Raw genomic sequence first — 16188 nt, 5'->3', positions numbered from 1 at the left:
TTTCACCAGACGTTTTCATTCTGGTGTGCGCCCTGAAACGTCGCCTCCGAAAGTCCCGGCGCTCCCCGGCCCACTAAGGAGGACCACCCCATGAGATCTCCCCGACTCACCGTCCTGGCCGGCTGTCTCGTCCTGGGCCTGGTCGCGTGCGGCGCGCCCGACGCGGGCCAGGCCTTCGCCCCCGAGCCCGCCGCGGCCGACGTGAAGATGCCGCAGTCACCGGTGACGCTGAACATCGTGGACGTCGCCGGAAACCTGCAGCTCACCCAGCAGATCTTCGACAACTACAAGGCTTCGCACCCCAAGGCCGTCAGCAAGATCACCTACTCCAAGGTGACGGCCCCGGAACTGGCCGGCAAGATCAAGGCGCAGCAGGACGCGCAGCGCCTGGACATCGACCTGGTGCTCACCGGCACCGACGGCCTGTCCGCCGGGCTGGAGCAGAACCTGTGGGTGGACCTGGCAGGGAAGTACGGCGACAAGCTGCCCGACCTCGGCGCCTACCTGGAACCGGCCGCCAAGATGCAGGAGCTCGCGCGGGGCAAGGGCGTCGTCGTCACCTACTACCCCTCCGGGCCGCTCATCGAGTACAACCCGGCCAAGGTGCCGAACCCCCCCAAGACCGCCGAAGAGCTGCTCGCCTGGGCCAAAGCACACCCGAAGAAGCTGGAGTACGCCCGGCCGGCCAACTCCGGGCCCGGCCGCACCTTCCTCATGGGCCTGCCCTACATCCTCAAGGACCGCGACCCCAAGGACCCGGTCAACGGCTGGGCCAACACCTGGAAGTACCTCAAGGACCTCGGCCGGTACGTCGAGTACTACCCCACCGGCACCTCCCAGACGATGCAGGAGCTCGGCGAGGGCACCCGCGACATCATCGTCACCACCACCGGCTGGGACATCAACCCGCGGGTGCTCGGCCAGGTGCCCAAGGACTTCAGGACCGCCACGCTGGAAGGCTTCACCTGGGTGACCGACGCGCACTACATGGTCGTCCCCAAGGGCGTCACCGGCGAGAAGCTGGCCGTGGTCCTGGACCTGATGAAGTTCGCGCTCACCCCGCGGCAGCAGGCCGTCACCTACGACAAGGGCTACTTCTACCCCGGGCCGGCGGTGAAGGGCGTCACCATCGACATGGCTCCGCCGGAGAGCCGGCAGGCGATCAAGGACTTCGGCCGGCCGGAGTACGACCGGCTCATCGAGCAGAACCCCAAGGCCGTGCCGCTGGAGGCCAAGGCGCTGGTGACGGCGTTCGACAAGTGGGACAAGGAGATCGGCGGCGACAAGGTGCGCAAATCATGACCGGCGCCGCACCGGCCGCGGGCACCGGCGAGGCGGCGCCGACCGTCCGGGGGCGCGGCGCGTTCGGCACGCTGCGCATGGAGGCGGTGTCCCGGCGGTTCGGCTCGGCCACCGCCCTGGACCGGCTGGACCTGACCATCGAGGGGGGCGAGTTCCTCGCCCTCCTCGGGCCCTCCGGCTGCGGCAAGTCCACCGCGCTCAACTGCCTGGCCGGGCTGCTGCCGCTGAGCGGCGGCAGCATCCGGCTGGACGACGAGCGCATCGACACCCTGCCGCCCGAGAAGCGCGGGTTCGGCATGGTGTTCCAGAACTACGCGCTGTTCCCGCACCTGACCGTGCGCAAGAACGTCGCCTTCGGGCTGGCCGTCCGCGGCACGCCGAAGGCCGAGATGGCGCGGCGGGTGGACGAGGCGCTCGCGCTGGTCGAGCTGTCCGACCACGCGCACAAGCTGCCCGGCCGGCTGTCCGGCGGCCAGCAGCAGCGGGTGGCGATCGCCCGCGCCGTGGTGATCCGCCCGCGGCTGGTGCTCATGGACGAGCCGCTGTCCAACCTCGACGCCAAGCTGCGCCTGCAGATGCGCACCGAGATCCGCAAGCTGCACCAGTCACTCGGGCTGACCACCGTCTACGTCACCCACGACCAGGAGGAGGCCCTGGCGCTGGCCGACCGCGTCGTCGTGCTGCGCCACGGCGTGGTGGAGCAGATCGGCACGCCCGAGCAGGTCTACACCTTCCCGCGCAACACCTACGTGGCGGGCTTCATGGGCTACCGCAACCTGCTGGAGCTGCCGGTGGCCTCCCGCGAGGGCCGGCGCGTGGTGCTGGAGGAGCCGGGCCTGCGGCTCACGGGCGTGGCGCAGGAGGACCTGGACGGGACGAGCGCCGTGGCGGCGGTGCGGCCCGACGACTTCACGCCGGGCCGCGGCGGGCCCAACACGGTGCGGGTGAGCGTGGAGGTCGCCGAGTTCCACGGCAGGGAGATGGCGGTGGAGGGCGTCACCGAGTCGGGGCGCGTGGTCCACTTCCGCTCCCCCGAGCGGATGGCGCCCGGCGACAAGGTGGACCTCGGCGTCCCGGCGGACCGCGTCCTGGTGTTCGCCACCGGCGGCGCTTCCGGCGGCACGTCAGGCGGCGCTTCCGATGGCGCTACCGGCGGCACGTCCGGCGGCGTGTCCGGGGGCGTGTCCGGGGGCGCTTCCGGGGGCGAGGGGTGATGGCGGTCACCGAGGCGCCGCGGCTCGTGCTGCGGCACCGGCTGGCCGAGCGCGGCATCGACCGGGTGCTGGTGCTGCTCGTCCCGGCGGTGCTGGTGCTGGTCGCGCTGTTCCTGTACCCGATGCTGTACGGGGTCGGCCTGTCGTTGCAGCCGCGTTCCGGGGGCGGCATGCTCGCCAACTACCGGGCCTTCTTCGGCGACGCCTACCAGAGCTCGACGATCTGGAAGACCACGCGCCTCGCGCTGCCGGCCGCGCTGCTCAACGTGGGGCTGTCTGTGCCGATCGCCTATCGGCTGCGCGGCCGGTTCCGGGGGCGCAGGCTGCTGACCGCCGTCCTGGTGCTGCCGGTGACGCTGGGCACCGTGCTGGTGGCCGACGGGCTGCTGCGCTACCTCGGGCCCAAGGGCTGGTTCAACCGGGTGCTGCTGGACCTCGGCCTGGTGGAGGAGCCGGTCCGCCTCATCTACAACTACTGGGGCGTGCTGTTCTCGCTGCTCATCACCGGGTTCCCGTTCGCCTTCCTGCTCGTCATGTCGTACATGTCGGGCATCGACCCGACGTTGGAGCGGGCCGCGGCGACGCTGGGCGCCGGACCGTGGCAGCGGGTCAGGCACATCACGCTGCCGCTGCTCGCGCCCGGCCTCGCCACCACGTTCATCCTGGCGTTCGTGCTGGCCTTCTCGGTGTTCCCCTCGGCCAACCTCGTCGGCGAGCCGGCGGGCGAGACACGCGTGATGGCCATCGCGGCCTACCAGGCGGCCTTCGAGAAGTACGACTACTCGATGGCCTCGGCCATCGCCGTCCTCATGGGCGTCTTCGAGCTGCTGGTCATCGGCCTGGTGATGCTGTGGCGGGGACGGTTCTACACCGGTTCGACGGGAGGCAAGGGCGCGTGACCGTTCTCACTTCCCTGCGCGGACGGTGGCGGCCGCATTCCTGGATCGTCCCGATCGGGGTTGGCTTCTTCCTGCTCAACCTGGCCGCGCTGATCATGTCGGTGCTGGTGAACTCCTTCGCGGTGAACTGGTTCGGCACCTGGCTGCCGTCGGCGTTCACGGCGTCCTGGTACGGGGACGCCTGGACGGAGTTCGGGCTCGCCGAGGTGCTGCAGGTGACCCTGCTGGTCGCCCTGGCCGTGGTCGGGCTGGCCCTGCTGCTCGGCGTGCCGGCCGCGTACGCGCTCGCGCGGCGCGACTTCGCGGGCAAGCGGGCGGTGACGCTGCTGCTCCTGCTGCCGGTGCTGCTGCCGCCGATCACCTACGGCATCCCGCTGGCCACCGTGCTGTACAAGTTCCACCTGGCCGGGACGATGGCCGGGGTGATCGCCGCCAACCTGGTGCCGGCGCTGCCGTTCGTCGTGCTGGTCATGACGCCGTTCATCGAGCAGATCGACACCGACATCGAGTCGGCGGCCCGCATGTGCGGCGCCGGCACCCGGCAGGTGTTCACCCGGGTGCTGATCCCGCTGCTCATCCCCGGCATCCTCGCGGCCGGCGTCCTGGTGCTGGTGCGCACGGTGGCGATGTTCGAGCTGACGTTCCTGGTCGCCGGCCCCGACAGCCAGACGCTCATCGTCGCCCTCTACAGCGCCGCCTTCACCCCCGGCATCCGCGCCTCCCAGGCGATCGACGCCATGGCCGTCATCTACACCCTGCTGTCGTCGACCCTGCTGGTGCTCGCCCTGATGTTCGTCAACCCCACCCAGATCGTCGCCCAGGTCAAGGACGTCGCTCCCGAGTAGCCCCCGGTGGGCCGGGTGCCGGCCGTCATCCTGCCCTGGCACCGGGGTCGTGGGTCAGTGGGCCAGGCGAATGACGTTCCAGGAGACGGGGGGCAGGACGACGCGCAGGGGGTCGGCCTCGACGTCGGGGTTGGCGCGCGGGACGACCCGTCCGGGGTCGTCGGCGGTGTTGACGGCGTAGACGTCGGGGCCGCTGAGCGTGGTGGCCTCGACGAGGCGGACCACGCCGAGCGCGCGGACGTCCAGCGTGAGCGAGAGCGGCCGGTCGGTAGAGCGGTTGACGGCGAAGACGGTGGTGACGTCCTCGTCGTGGGTGGCGACGGCGTGCAGCGCCGGCACCTCGCCGTACTCGGTGGTCTCGTGCTCCGGCGAGACCGGCTCCACCCGCAGCACCTCGCCCGAGGCGTATCGGGACGCCTGGGCGAAGGGGTGGAAGACGGTCTGGCGCCAGGCGCGGCCGCCCGGCTCGGTCATGATGGGCGCGATGACGTTGACGAGCTGGGCCTGGCAGGCGGCGGTGACCCGGTCGCTGTTGCGCAGCAGCGTGATGATCAGGCCGCCTACGGCCACGGCGTCGGCCAGGTGGTAGCGGTCCTCCAGCAGCGGCGGGGCGACCGGCCAGTCCTTCGGCGGCTCGCTGGACTGCTCCGCCTGGAAGCGGCTGAGGTACCAGACGTTCCACTCGTCGAAGGACACGTTGATGCGCTTGGTGCCGCGCAGCTTGGCCCGCACGTGGTCGGCGGTGGCGACGACCGAGGCGATGAACCGCTCCATGTCGGTGGAGCAGGCGAGGAAGCTCGCCAGGTCGCCGTCCTTCTCCTCGTAGTAGGCGTGGCAGGAGATGTAGTCGACCTGCTCGTAGGCCTCCTCCAGGACCTCGGCCTCCCAGGCGCCGAAGGTCGGCATGGAGGAGCCCGAGCTGCCGCAGGCCACCAGTTCCAGGCCCGGGTCGATCATGCGCATGGCACGGGCCGTCTCGGCGGCGAGCCTGCCGTACTCGCGGGCGGTCTTGTGGCCGATCTGCCAGGGCCCGTCCATCTCGTTGCCCAGGCACCACATCCTGATGCCGTGCGGTTCCTTGGAACCGTGGGCGGCGCGCAGGTCCGACCAGTGCGTGGCGGAGTCGAGGTTGCAGTACTCCAGGATGTCCAGGGCCTCCTGGACGCCGCGGGTGCCGAGGTTGACGGCCATCATGGGCTCGACGCCGGCCTTGCGGGCCCAGCGGACGAACTCGTCCACGCCGACCTGGTTCGGCTCGGTGCAGTGCCAGGCCAGGTCGAGCCGGGCGGGGCGCGAGGAGACGGGCCCGATGCCGTCCTCCCAGCGGTAGCCGGAGACGAAGTTGCCGCCCGGATAGCGCACGGTGCTGACGCCGAGCTCACGGGTGAGCTCAAGGACGTCGCGGCGGAAGCCGTCCTCGTCGGCGGTGGGGTGGCCGGGCTCGTAGATGCCGGAGTAGACGCAGCGGCCGAGGTGCTCGACGAAGGAGCCGAACGTGCGCCGCTGTACGGGGGCGACACGGAAAGCGGGATCGATCGTGAGGGATGCCTGGTGCACGGTGCTCCTGCCCGCCTTCGCGGAGGTCGGTGACGCCGGGTTCGGTTGCGCCGATTGTCAGCACTCCCATGCCCGCAGTCAAGGACGGGCATGGGGACGCTCGGATCCGGCCCACGCCGTGCTCGGCGGCCCCGCCCTCACCTGGGAGCCACAGCGCCGTTCCGTCGGCCAAAGAAAGATTACAAATCGGTTTGAACCGGGTCTGGGGTCGCCGCGTACCTCCGTCCGTACGCACATGCAGACGACATAGGAGGCCTGATGCGGTCGCGCATCGTCACGCTCTGCGCTGCGGCACTCGTCCTGGGCATTTCCACCGGCACGATCCCGGCGCACGCTGAGTCCACGCAGTCCAAGGAGTCCACCAGGTCCACCACTCATAACAAGAACCGATTCGCCGAGATCCCCCTCATCTCGGACGTGGCCGGCAAGGCGGACGTCACCGACGCCAAGGTGGTCAACCCCTGGGGCCTGGCGATGGGCAAGACGCTGTGGGTCTCCAACGCGGGCACCGGGACGGCGACCGTGTACTCGGGCGGCGCGAGCCAGCTCACCAAGGAGAAGACCGAGGTCTGGATCCCCGGCGGCACCCCGACCGGCCAGATCTTCAACGACTCCGGCGAGGGCTTCGAGATCTCCAGCAAGGGGGCCTCCGGCCCGGCGACGTTCATCTTCGCCAGCCCCAGCGGCGCCATCACCGGCTGGAACGCCGAGGTGAACCCGAGCAACGCCATCATCGCGGCCTTCACCCGTCACGCCGACTACAAGGGCCTGGCCCTGATGCCGACCAACCGGGGACGCTTCCTGCTCGCCGCCGACTTCGCCCACAACCGGGTCGACGTCTTCGACGACGACTTCCGCAGGGTGCGGCTGTCGAAGTGGGCTTTCCGCGACCGCGGCCTGCCGCGTGACTACTCCGCCTTCAACGTCGAGATCGTGGGCAACGCCGTGTACGTCGCCTACGCCAAGCGCGACTCCGAGACCGGCAAGTCGGTCGCGGGACGCGGCTTCGGCTTCATCAGCCGCTTCACCGCCTCGGGTCGCTTCGCCGGCCGCGTGGCCGCCCGCGGCGCCCTGAACGCGCCCTGGGCGATGATCAAGGCCCCCGCGAGCTTCGGCGCCTACGCCGGCGCGCTACTGGTGGGCAACTTCGGTGACGGCTGGATCAACGCCTACCGCGACGGCCGCTACCTCGGCCCGCTGCGCAAGGCCGACGGCAAGGCGATCGCCATCGAGGGCCTGTGGGACCTCGAGCCCGGCACCGCGGCCATCGGCGGCGAGAACGCCCTGTGGTTCTCCGCCGGCGTCCAGAAGGCGCAGCACGGCCTGATCGGACTGATCATGCCGGCCGACGCCGCCGGCGGCACCTCCACCCCCGCGCCGAGCGCGTCGGCCAGCCCGTCGGCCTCGCCGACCTCCAACTCCAATTCCAACAACAACTCCGGCTACTGATCACGACGGGAGGTGAGCGACCACCGGGCCCTGCGATGACCGAGGGCTCCCGCGAAACGAGGATTCACCATCTTTTCTGAAGATCAACACGACCCGCCCGAATGAGCGGAAGTCGGCTGCGGGGTGGCGCGCCCCGCAGCCGGCTTTCGGTTGTTCGGACATCTCCGTCCCCACGGCGGAGAGGTCCGTCCCGGCGCCTCCCCGCCGGGCGCGCCCGTCTCATGGCCCGGACACATCCTGCGCCCCCGGGCCATGAGACGGCGCCCCGTCAGGCCACCGAGCCCTCGGGCCATGAGACGCGCCCCGTCAGGCCACCGAGCGGACGGTCTCGCCGGGAGCGTACGGGTGTGGCCGCGGAAGCGTACGGGTGTGGCCCGTGCTCACGCGCGGGCGGGCGGGGCGGTGCTCTCGCGGACGATCAACTCGGTCGCCAGTTCGACCCGGTGGTGCTCGAGTCGCTCCCCCGCCGCGAGGGCGGCGATCATGCGAGCGGCGGTGGCGCCCATCTGGACCAGCGGCTGGCGCACGGTGGTCAGCGGCGGGCCGGCCCACTGGGTGAACGGCAGGTCGTCGAAGCCGATCACGCTCAGGTCGTCGGGGATGCGCGCGCCCGCCCGCCTCGCCGCCTCGTACACGCCGAACGCCTGCAGGTCGTTGGCGGTGAAGATGGCCGTGGGCGGGTCGGGCAGACTCAGCAGCTCGGCGCCGTCCTGCAGGCCGCCCTCGACGTACAGGGTGCTGACGCGGACCAGGTCGGGGTCCACCGGGACGCCGGCGGCGTCCATCGCGGCGCGGAAGCCGTCCAGCCGCGCCCGGCAGCACGGCCACTGCGTCGGCCCGCTCAGCATGCCGATGCGGCGGTGGCCGAGGTCGAGCAGGTGGCGGGTGGCGGCCATCCCGCCGCTCCAGTTGGTGGCGCCGACGGAGGGCGTCTGGTGCAGCGGCTCGCCGGTCGGGTCGATGACGACCAGCGGGATCGAGCGGGTGGCGAGCTGCGACTGCTGCTGCACGGTCAGCTCGGAGAACACCGTGATGACACCGCTCGGACGCCGGGCGAGCACCTGCTCGGTCCAGGCCTTGCCAGGAGTGAGCCTGCCCTGCATCTCGGTGAGCACGACGGCCAGCTCGCGCTCGCGGGCGGCCTGCTCGACGCCGCGGATGATCTCAAGGGCCCACAGGCTCTCGAGGGCGTGGAAGACCAGCTCGACGATGGCGACGGAGGTGCTGGTGTCGCGGCGGCGGTAGCCGTGCTCACGGAGCACCGCCTCGACCCGCTGCCGCGTGCCGAGCGCGACCCCTGCCTGGCCGTTGATCACCCGGGACACCGTGGGCGCCGACACCCCGGCGAGTTTCGCGATCTTCGCCACCGTCAGGTCATGGCGCGCTGAATCGCCTGCGGCGAGCCCGGCATCCGTCGCGGTCACCGCCCCAGTCTACGCACCTTCCCCTCATTCACAGGGCCACCGGTCCCACCCCGCCCCTCATGGGTCAGCGGACGGTGCCGAAGGCGAGGCCGGCGGCGAGGGCGATGACCAGCGACAGGACCACCATGACCATCACCGTCGCCAGCGGCTGCGGACGGCGCGGCCGCGGGACCTCCGCCCGGAGCCGGCGCTGGACGGCGGACGGGACGACGGCCGCCGGTGTGGGCCTGCCCGTCGGCGGTGAGGGCGTCGGTGTGACCTCCGTCCGGGACGGCGCCGGGCGAGGCGCCGCCTGCGGCCGTCCGGGTGGGACCCCGGGGGCGGGGGGCCGGGACGACGGCGCCCGGGAGGAGGTGACGGTGGGGGTGGGAGCCGGCGGGGCCGGCGTGCGCGGGGCCGGCGTGGGCGGTGTGCGCGTGGGCGGCGTGGCCGGGGTGGGCGGCGGCGTGGGAGCGGGGGCGGGTGCGGGTGGGGCGGCCGGACGCCGGCAGACGGGCGGGCCGCCGATGGTGATGCCGACCCGCAGGCTCACCACCAGGTCGACGTCCAGGCAGAGACCGACGCCCGGGAGGACGCCGAGCCGGTCGCCGTCGTCGTCCGACAGGCGCAAAGCGGCGTCGGCGACCCCTGGACCGGAACGCGCCCCCGCCCCGGCCTCGACTTCGACGCCGACCTTTCTCGCGGTACGGGACGTCCTGCTCGGCCTGGCCGGTGCGTTGGGTCTCGCCGCTTCCGGCGCATGGTTCGGGGTTTCGGCCGGGGGCCGGGGTGTGCGGTGCGGCGTGGAGGTGGGGTGGTGGGGAGGCTTCCTCAAGGAGCCGGGCGGTGCGGGGTGGACGGCTTCGGCGCTGGAGGGAGGGGTGGGGGCGGCGGCCATGAGGACGCCCGCGATGGACGCGGTGGCGAGCGGCACCGCCAGCAGGGCGGTGGCGCGGGAGCCGGGCGCCATCATCCGCTCCACGGGATGCGCTGGAACTCGTCCAGAGCGGACCGGAACGCCTCGGGACCCACCGACAGGCCACTGGAGAACACGTGGGAGATCTGCCAGGTGAGGTAGATGCCGAACCCGAGCAGCCCGGCCATGATGAACAGCGGCACGAGCGTCTTGCCGCGCGGACGGGCGCCGGCCAGGAACGGGTAGAGGATGACGATCGACCCGGTCAGGATCGTCAGCGGCAGCACGCCGGCGGGCGGTCTGGCCTGGGCGTCCGCACCTCTCTGGCGTCGCGCCGCCGACACCTCCTTCAGTTCGTCCAGGGTCGCGCTCTTCGCGGCCCTCGCGTCGTCACCGGTGACGATCAGGCCCGCCACCTGAGTGCGCAGCGCGTCCAGCCGCGAGGCGCCCTCCAGGCTGAGCCGCCCGTCGGCCATGAGCGGCCATTCCTTCTGCACGACGTACTGGACGTAGTCGCGAAGCTGCTGCTGCACCTGGGCGCCCACAGGGGACGGAAGCCCGGCCGCGGCCCAGTAGGTCTCCACGGCGGCGCGGCTCTCGGTGTAGGTGTTCTGCCGGGCGGAGTCGGCCGTGGTCCACGGCACCACGACCGCGATGGCGAAGACCAGCAGGAACAGGGACGACAGCATGGAGCCGGCGTGGCCGGCGGCAGGGCCGTTGGGGAGCACGTCGTCGGTGCCGTGATCGAGCTTGCGGAAAAGAAAGGCGGCGGCGGCCACCACCCCGACCGCGGCCGCAACCGCCAGGACGCTGACGAGCATTACCATCTCCATAGCGTTGTGCGGGCGGTCGCACACCACCCGTTACCGATCGCATGCCGTCACATAGCTATCACATTACGTGACCATGGCGGGCATTGATCGAAAAGGTGGCTCCAGCTTCCTTGCCGAAGGCCGCCACGGCAGGGCGCGAGGCGGCGGGAACGCCGACGGGGCAGCGGTTTCCGGCCCGTTCGCGGCCCGCACGGCGTGGAGCGCGCACGCCCGGCACACCTCTCAGAGATACGCCCGGGCCAGGAAGGCGGGTGGAGGTCGGTTCGGCCGCCGAAGACACCATTCGTCCCACCGGCGCCGTCCCGGCCCTGATCGGTCGGCGCGGTACGGCGAGGATCGGAAAGACCAGAACCGGCGGCGACCACGGGACCGTGAGGTGCCGCGGATGCCGCCGGTGTCCGGAGGGCGACCGCGGAGGCGGCGTCGCGGGACGCCGCCTCCGCGGGTGTGGTCCAGGGAGCTCTGTGACCGCTCGCGGGCGCCGAGCCCGCCCGGTCAGGCGGCCCGGCGCCTGCGCTCACCGCATCAGGTCGGCCCTATCACCGCACCAGGTCAGCCGGCGGAGCAGGTGAGGGTGGCCGGCACGCCGTTCGCCCCGGTCCAACCGGCGTTGAAGCCGGCGGTGGTCGACCCGTTGGGCTGAAGCGTGCCGTTCCAGGACTCGTTGCGCATCGTCACGGCGGAGCCGGACTGGGTGTACCGGCCGCCCCACGCCTGGCTGATGGTCTGCCCGTTGGGGAAGGTGAAGGTGACCGTCCACGACGCGATGGCGGAGGTCCCCGAGTTGCGCACCGCGATCTCGCCCTGGAACCCGTTCGACCACTGGTTGACGACCCGGTAGGTGGCCGCGCAGGCGCGTCCCGCCGTGGGGGTGGGGGTCGGAGTGGGCGTGGGAGTCGGCGTCACCGTGGGGGTCGGCGTGGGGGTCGGCGTGGGCGTCGGCGTCACCGTCGGGGTGGCGGTCGGCGTCGGGGAGGGCGTGGTGCCCGTCGGAGGGACGCGGATGATGCGGTCGTCGGTGCTCGCCGGGGTCCCCCGGCCGTCACGGTTGCTCGTGGTCACCCACAGCCAGCCGTCGGGGCCGACCGCGACCGCGCGCAGCCGTCCGTAGGTCCCCTGCAACTCGGCGACCGGGGAGCCGACGGTCGAGCCGCCGTTCACCCCGACCGTCCACAACCGCGTGCCGCGCAGCGCTCCGGCGAACAGCGTGCCGTTGGCGTAGGCCAGGCCGCTCGGCGACGCCTGGTCCGTGGTCCAGGTCACCAGTGGGTTGCGGAAGGAGGAGTTGTTGCACATGCCCTCGCAGGTGGGCCAGCCGTAGTTGCCCCCGGCGACGATGTAGTTGAGCTCGTCGTAGGTGTCCTGGCCGAACTCGCTGGCGTACATCCGCCCCTGCGGGTCCCAGGCGATGCCCTGGACGTTGCGGTGCCCCAGCGTGTAGACGAGCGAGTTGGGGAAGGGGTTGCCCGACGACGGCACCCCGCCGGTCGGCGTCATGCGCAGGATCTTGCCGCCGAGGCTGTTCTGATTCTGGGCGTTGGAGGTGGTCCCGCCGTCGCCGGTGGTCACGTACAGCATGCCGTCGGGGCCGAAGGCGAGACGCCCGCCGTTGTGGTAGCTGTTCTTCGGAATGCCGGAGACGAGCACCTGCTGGGTGCCCGGCGCGTTCAGGCGGAAGCGGACCACGCGGTTGTCGGCGCCGGCCGAGTAGTACGCGTAGATGTACTGGTCCTGCGCGTAGGTGGGTGAGACCGCGATGCCGAGCAGGCCGCCCTCGCCGGACGGCACGACGTTCGGCACGGTGGCCACGGCCGTGGGCGTGGCCCCGGGACGCACCTGCATGATGCGGGCGGTGCCGCGCTCGGACACCAGCCCGCTGCCGTCGGGCAGGAAGGCCAGTCCCCAGGGCACCTGCAGCCCGGTGTTGGCGACCGTCGCGCGGGTGAAGTCGAAACCGCCGGTCGCGAGGGCTCCGGCGGGGATCGGGCGGGTCACGACGAGAACGGCGGCCGCGGCGACGGCGGCGACGGTGACGGTCAGGATGGAGGTGAAGCGCCTGCGCTTCACCGGTACAACGGTCATCACGTGCTCCCTACGCCGTGTAAGGCACGGTGTCAAAGCCTGGTCCACGACCGTATGTGGGGGCGCGAGTGCGGGCAATCATGGTCGTGGCGCGGGCGCGCGAGCCACCGCCCTGGCCTGCGCGTAAGCCCGGCGGCCCGGCGCCGGCGTTCCCGTCCGGCTGGAAACTTTCATCGTACGTCTGCAACTTTCCACCGCCCGGCGGCCCCCGGCCGTCCATGGTCACGGTGCGCCGACGCCCCCCGTTCGCGGCGGCCGGCGGCGGACTCCACCGCGATCGCGGGCGGGAGGTGCGCACGGTCCGGGGCCGGCCGTGGGGCCGGCCGCCGGTTCGCTCCCCCTTGCGCGAAGCCGGGTGTCAGATCGAGGCGAGGTAGCGCTCGGCCAGGGCGCAGGTGCCCTCGGTGTACCCCGCGCCCAGCTCGCGGGCGATGTCCACGGCCGGGTGCGAGCCGATCCAGGCGACCAGCAGCAGCCGGCGCAGCATGATGAAGGTCCAGATCTCCCGCTCGTCCTCGCGCGGGAGATCGAGGACGGTGCGGTAGCCGCCCGCCCACGACTCGGCCATCTCGGGGACGCCCGGGTGGTGCTCGATGAAGCTGAGCGCCGCCCCGAGGTCGTACAGATACCACCCGAAGCCACAGTCGTCGAAGTCGATGACCGTCACGCCCGCCGTTCCCCGGTCGACCCGCCGAGCGCCAGGGGACGGTACGGCCGCCCCGGCGGCGGACTCCCCGGGGTGACCCGCGCCGCCGGACCGAGCGGCCGTGGCCGCCCGTCCCCCGCTCGCGGCGCCGCCGACCAGGAGGTTGGCCAGGCGCAGGTCAGCGTGGATCAGCCCGTACCGCTCGGGGCCCTTGCCGAACCGGGCGAGCCGGTCGCGCAGGGCGGCCTCCAGCCTGCCGAGCACCGCGTGCTCCTCACGGCCGACGCCGGCGCCGTCCTGCCAGCGGCCCCAGCGGGGGCGCGGGCCGAAGGCCGCGTCCTCGTCCCAGTGGAACCGGGTGAACGAGGCAGGCCGCCGCCAGCGGCGGGCGTGCAGGTGCATGCGCGCGGTGATCGCACCGAGCGGCCCGAAGTGCTCGCCCAGGCGGTGCTCGGCGGGTTCGGCGCCGGGAACGTGGGCGAACATCACGCAGTCGCGCGGGGCCGCGCCCGGGTCGGCGACGCCGACCACGCGCGAGCCGTCCAGCGCGGGGACGACCCGCGGGGTCGGCACGCCCGCCTCCTCGCGCAGCGCGGTGAGCCAGTCGAGCTCGGAGGCGATCGCCTGGCGCGAGTGGTAGCCCAGACGGTGCACCCGCAGAATCAGCCGGCGTCCCGCGTCGGCGACCAGGAACGTCGCGTTCTCCGACACGTTGATCAGCGTGACCTCGGCGTCCGGCCCGACGTCGTAGCGCCGCAACGCCCGCCGGGCCACCCGCTCGACCCGGCCGAGTACGCCGCCCCCGGCCGAAAGGTCGTGAAGATCCCGCCCCGGCAGGGTGTCGTCCGGCGGATCGTGGCGGGCGGGCCCGGCGTGCGCGAGCGCGTCCTCCGCGTCCGGCAGGTCGTGGACCTCCATGCGTTCTCCTCGTGGGGTGGGCCGGCGGAACGGCGGACCATCATAGGGACGGCGCCCTCCGGCCCGGCCCGCCGGGATCGTCGGACCGCCCGGCCGCCATCACCGGCCATCGTCGGGAGCGGACCGGACGGACGGTGACGGCCCGGCCGGTCCGTAGTGCGGACCGGACGGACGGTGACAGCCCGGCCGATCCGTGATGCGGACCGGCCGGACGGTGACGGCCCGGCCGTGCCGTGGTGCGGACGAACTCGGCGTACCGCCCGGCGGTGGGCCGGCCGGGCGAAGTTGCTAGCTTGTGCGAAATGAGCGGACGAGCAGTGTTGGTGACCGGGGCATCGCGGGGCATCGGACGTGCGGTGGCCGCCGCGTTCGCGGGCGAGGGCGACCGCGTGGCCGTCCACCACCGCGATTCGGCCGAGCTGGCCGAGCGGACGCGGGCCGGGCTGCCGGGCGGCGGGCACGTGGTCGTCCAGGCCGACATCGCCGACCCCGAGCAGGTCCGGCGCATGGTGGACGAGGCGGCCGACGGACTGGGCGGCATCGACGTACTGGTCAACAACGCCGGCGTCTTCCTTCCCCACCCGATCACCGAGGTGTCCTACGAAGAGTGGCAGGAGGCGTGGCGGCGCACGCTGGACCTCAACCTGCTGGGCGCGGCCAACCTCACCTGGTGCGCCGTGCCCCACATGCCGTCCGGGGGGCGCATCGTCAACGTGTCCTCGCGCGGGGCCTTCCGCGGGGAGCCGCACGCTCCGGCGTACGCGGCGAGCAAGGCGGGCATGAACGCCCTCGGCCAGTCGCTGGCCATCTTCCTCGCCCCGCACGGCATCTCCGTGGGCACCGTCGCGCCCGGCTTCGTCGAGACCGACATGACCAACGAGCACCTGAAGGCTCCGCGCGGCGACGCGATCCGCGCCCAGAGCCCGTTCGGCCGGGTGGCCCGGCCGGAGGAGATCGCCGCCGCCGTGCTCTATCTGGCCTCGCCGGCCGCCGAGTGGGCGAGCGGCGCCATCATCGACCTCAACGGCGCCTCCTACCTGCGCAGCTGACCCCTTCCCGCCCTTCTGACCCCTTCCCGCGCACCTGACCCGGTTCAGGCCGTGCCGGCGGGGATGGCGCCGCTCGGGCGGGCGGCGTCGGCGAGCAGGGCCCTGGCCTGGCGGACGACGGCCTCGTCGACGAAGCGGCCGTCCGGGAGGGCGACGGCGCCGGCGCCGGCCGCGGCCACCACCTGGTTCGCCGCCGCGATCTCCTCCTCGGTGGGGCGGTAGGCGGCCTCGATGACCGGCAACTGGGCGGGGTGGATGGCCGCGCGGCCCCGGAACCCCATGGCGCGGCCGGCGCGGCAGGAGGCGGCCAGCCCTTCCAGGTCGCGGAAGGCGGTGTAGACCGACTGGGCGGGAGCGGGCAGCCCCGCGGCGCGGGCGGCGACCACGATCCGGGACCGCGCCCACGCCAGGCCGGTCTCGTCGGCGACGCCGAGATCGGCGCGCAGGTCCGCCTCGCCGAGCCCGATGCTCGCGACGGCCGGGCAGGCCGTGGCGATCTCGTAGGCCAGCTCGAGGCCGAGGGCCGACTCGACCAGCGGATGGAGCGCGACGCCGGGAGCCGCGAGGGCGATCTCGCGCAGTCCGGCGGCCGACTCGGCCTTCGGCACGCGGATGCCCGCGGTGCCGGCGCACAGGGGCCCGATGGCCCGCAGGTCGGCCTGCCCGTACGGGGTGCGCACGTCGTTGATCCGGATCTGGACGCGCGGGCGCGGGGTCGCGAGCAGCGCGACGACCTCGGCGCGCGCCCGGTCCTTGTCGCCGGGCGCGACGGCGTCCTCCAGGTCGACGATCACCACGCCGGCCGGGCCGGCGAGGGCCTTGGCGACGAGCGCGGGCCGGTCCGCGGGCGCGTACAACCAGGTCGGCATCAGATCACTTCCTCAGCGGGCGCGTACAACCAGGTCGGCATCGGTTCACTTCCTCAGATGTCGGGTGAGCAGCGGCGCGCTAGTGTCATGCGCCTGAAATTCGTCACTTAAATTTCTATGATTGCCGTATGTCGTCTTCGGGGCCGTCCGCGGTGGAGATCAAGCTGACCGATGCCGAGCGTGCTCGGTTGGTGGAGTTGTCGGCC

General features: G+C 72.5%; 13 protein-coding genes. 6 read left to right on the top strand and 7 right to left on the bottom strand.

Going from position 1 to position 16188, the window contains the following annotated elements; all coding sequences use genetic code 11:
* The first annotated feature begins 90 nt into the window (after window positions 1–90).
* The 4 genes from ACFQSB_RS33645 to ACFQSB_RS33630 are packed head-to-tail and all read left to right on the top strand — an operon-like array spanning window position 91 to window position 4260.
* A complete protein-coding gene (locus ACFQSB_RS33645; protein WP_380830865.1) occupies window positions 91–1302 on the top strand; it encodes an extracellular solute-binding protein in 1212 nt (403 codons plus the stop codon).
* Window positions 1299–2516 (top strand): ABC transporter ATP-binding protein, encoded by a 1218-nt coding sequence (locus ACFQSB_RS33640; RefSeq protein ID WP_380830864.1) that lies wholly within the window; start codon window positions 1299–1301, stop codon window positions 2514–2516. Before ACFQSB_RS33645 ends, ACFQSB_RS33640 begins: the two co-directional genes overlap by 4 nt.
* A complete protein-coding gene (locus ACFQSB_RS33635) occupies window positions 2516–3415 on the top strand; it encodes an ABC transporter permease (RefSeq protein ID WP_354839669.1) in 900 nt (299 codons plus the stop codon). Before ACFQSB_RS33640 ends, ACFQSB_RS33635 begins: the two co-directional genes overlap by 1 nt.
* Entirely contained in the window at window positions 3412–4260 is an 849-nt protein-coding gene (locus ACFQSB_RS33630) for an ABC transporter permease (protein ID WP_380830863.1), read from the top strand. Before ACFQSB_RS33635 ends, ACFQSB_RS33630 begins: the two co-directional genes overlap by 4 nt.
* A gap of 54 nt (window positions 4261–4314) precedes the next feature.
* Here the strand turns inward: ACFQSB_RS33630 and arfA are convergent, their stop codons facing one another.
* Window positions 4315–5817: an arabinosylfuranosidase ArfA gene (gene arfA / locus ACFQSB_RS33625; protein WP_380830862.1), complete on the bottom strand. Its 1503-nt coding sequence runs from the start codon at window positions 5815–5817 to the stop codon at window positions 4315–4317.
* Window positions 5818–6075: 258 nt separating this feature from the next.
* Here arfA and ACFQSB_RS33620 point away from each other — a divergent pair, with 258 nt between their 5' ends.
* Window positions 6076–7266, top strand: coding sequence for a TIGR03118 family protein (locus tag ACFQSB_RS33620; protein ID WP_380830861.1), 1191 nt, complete (start codon window positions 6076–6078; stop codon window positions 7264–7266).
* Window positions 7267–7646: 380 nt separating this feature from the next.
* Here the strand turns inward: ACFQSB_RS33620 and ACFQSB_RS33615 are convergent, their stop codons facing one another.
* The 5 genes from ACFQSB_RS33615 to ACFQSB_RS33595 form a co-directional block, all read right to left on the bottom strand.
* A complete protein-coding gene (locus tag ACFQSB_RS33615; protein WP_354921368.1) occupies window positions 7647–8690 on the bottom strand; it encodes a LacI family DNA-binding transcriptional regulator in 1044 nt (347 codons plus the stop codon).
* Between the two features lie 64 nt (window positions 8691–8754).
* Complete coding sequence (locus tag ACFQSB_RS33610) at window positions 8755–9639, bottom strand: hypothetical protein (protein WP_380830860.1); 885 nt, start codon at window positions 9637–9639, stop codon at window positions 8755–8757.
* Window positions 9639–10406, bottom strand: a complete 768-nt coding sequence (locus ACFQSB_RS33605; protein ID WP_380830859.1) for a bestrophin-like domain — start codon at window positions 10404–10406, stop codon at window positions 9639–9641. Before ACFQSB_RS33605 ends, ACFQSB_RS33610 begins: the two co-directional genes overlap by 1 nt.
* A gap of 564 nt (window positions 10407–10970) precedes the next feature.
* Window positions 10971–12500, bottom strand: coding sequence for a PQQ-dependent sugar dehydrogenase (locus tag ACFQSB_RS33600; protein ID WP_380830858.1), 1530 nt, complete (start codon window positions 12498–12500; stop codon window positions 10971–10973).
* Between the two features lie 358 nt (window positions 12501–12858).
* On the bottom strand, window positions 12859–14064 hold the full coding sequence (locus tag ACFQSB_RS33595) for a phosphotransferase enzyme family protein (RefSeq protein WP_380830857.1): 1206 nt from the start codon (window positions 14062–14064) through the stop codon (window positions 12859–12861).
* A gap of 302 nt (window positions 14065–14366) precedes the next feature.
* Here ACFQSB_RS33595 and ACFQSB_RS33590 point away from each other — a divergent pair, with 302 nt between their 5' ends.
* Window positions 14367–15113, top strand: a complete 747-nt coding sequence (locus ACFQSB_RS33590) for an SDR family NAD(P)-dependent oxidoreductase (RefSeq protein WP_380830856.1) — start codon at window positions 14367–14369, stop codon at window positions 15111–15113.
* Window positions 15114–15157: 44 nt separating this feature from the next.
* Here the strand turns inward: ACFQSB_RS33590 and ACFQSB_RS33585 are convergent, their stop codons facing one another.
* The gene (locus ACFQSB_RS33585; RefSeq protein ID WP_380830855.1) at window positions 15158–15982 is read right to left on the bottom strand and encodes an HpcH/HpaI aldolase/citrate lyase family protein; all 825 of its coding nucleotides are present in this window, start codon (window positions 15980–15982) and stop codon (window positions 15158–15160) included.
* Between the last annotated feature and the right edge of the window lie 206 nt (window positions 15983–16188).

This window comes from Sphaerisporangium rhizosphaerae (assembly GCF_042665155.1).
GTDB classification, from domain to species: domain Bacteria; phylum Actinomycetota; class Actinomycetes; order Streptosporangiales; family Streptosporangiaceae; genus Sphaerisporangium; species Sphaerisporangium rhizosphaerae.
Note: the sequence above shows the minus strand (reverse complement) of the source record. Positions and strands in the feature narration are given on the sequence as shown.

Bases quoted from the DNA above. Each gene is read 5' to 3' on its own strand.
- ACFQSB_RS33600 (WP_380830858.1), bottom strand. From the start codon at position 12,500: ATGACCGTTGTACCGGTGAAGCGCAGGCGCTTCACCTCCATCCTGACC.
- ACFQSB_RS33620 (WP_380830861.1), top strand. From the start codon at position 6,076: ATGCGGTCGCGCATCGTCACGCTCTGCGCTGCGGCACTCGTCCTGGGC.
- ACFQSB_RS33590 (WP_380830856.1), top strand. From the start codon at position 14,367: ATGAGCGGACGAGCAGTGTTGGTGACCGGGGCATCGCGGGGCATCGGA.
- ACFQSB_RS33645 (WP_380830865.1), top strand. From the start codon at position 91: ATGAGATCTCCCCGACTCACCGTCCTGGCCGGCTGTCTCGTCCTGGGC.
- ACFQSB_RS33605 (WP_380830859.1), bottom strand. From the start codon at position 10,406: ATGCTCGTCAGCGTCCTGGCGGTTGCGGCCGCGGTCGGGGTGGTGGCC.
- ACFQSB_RS33595 (WP_380830857.1), bottom strand. From the start codon at position 14,064: ATGGAGGTCCACGACCTGCCGGACGCGGAGGACGCGCTCGCGCACGCC.
- ACFQSB_RS33585 (WP_380830855.1), bottom strand. From the start codon at position 15,982: ATGCCGACCTGGTTGTACGCGCCCGCGGACCGGCCCGCGCTCGTCGCC.
- ACFQSB_RS33640 (WP_380830864.1), top strand. From the start codon at position 1,299: ATGACCGGCGCCGCACCGGCCGCGGGCACCGGCGAGGCGGCGCCGACC.
- ACFQSB_RS33635 (WP_354839669.1), top strand. From the start codon at position 2,516: ATGGCGGTCACCGAGGCGCCGCGGCTCGTGCTGCGGCACCGGCTGGCC.
- ACFQSB_RS33610 (WP_380830860.1), bottom strand. From the start codon at position 9,639: ATGGCGCCCGGCTCCCGCGCCACCGCCCTGCTGGCGGTGCCGCTCGCC.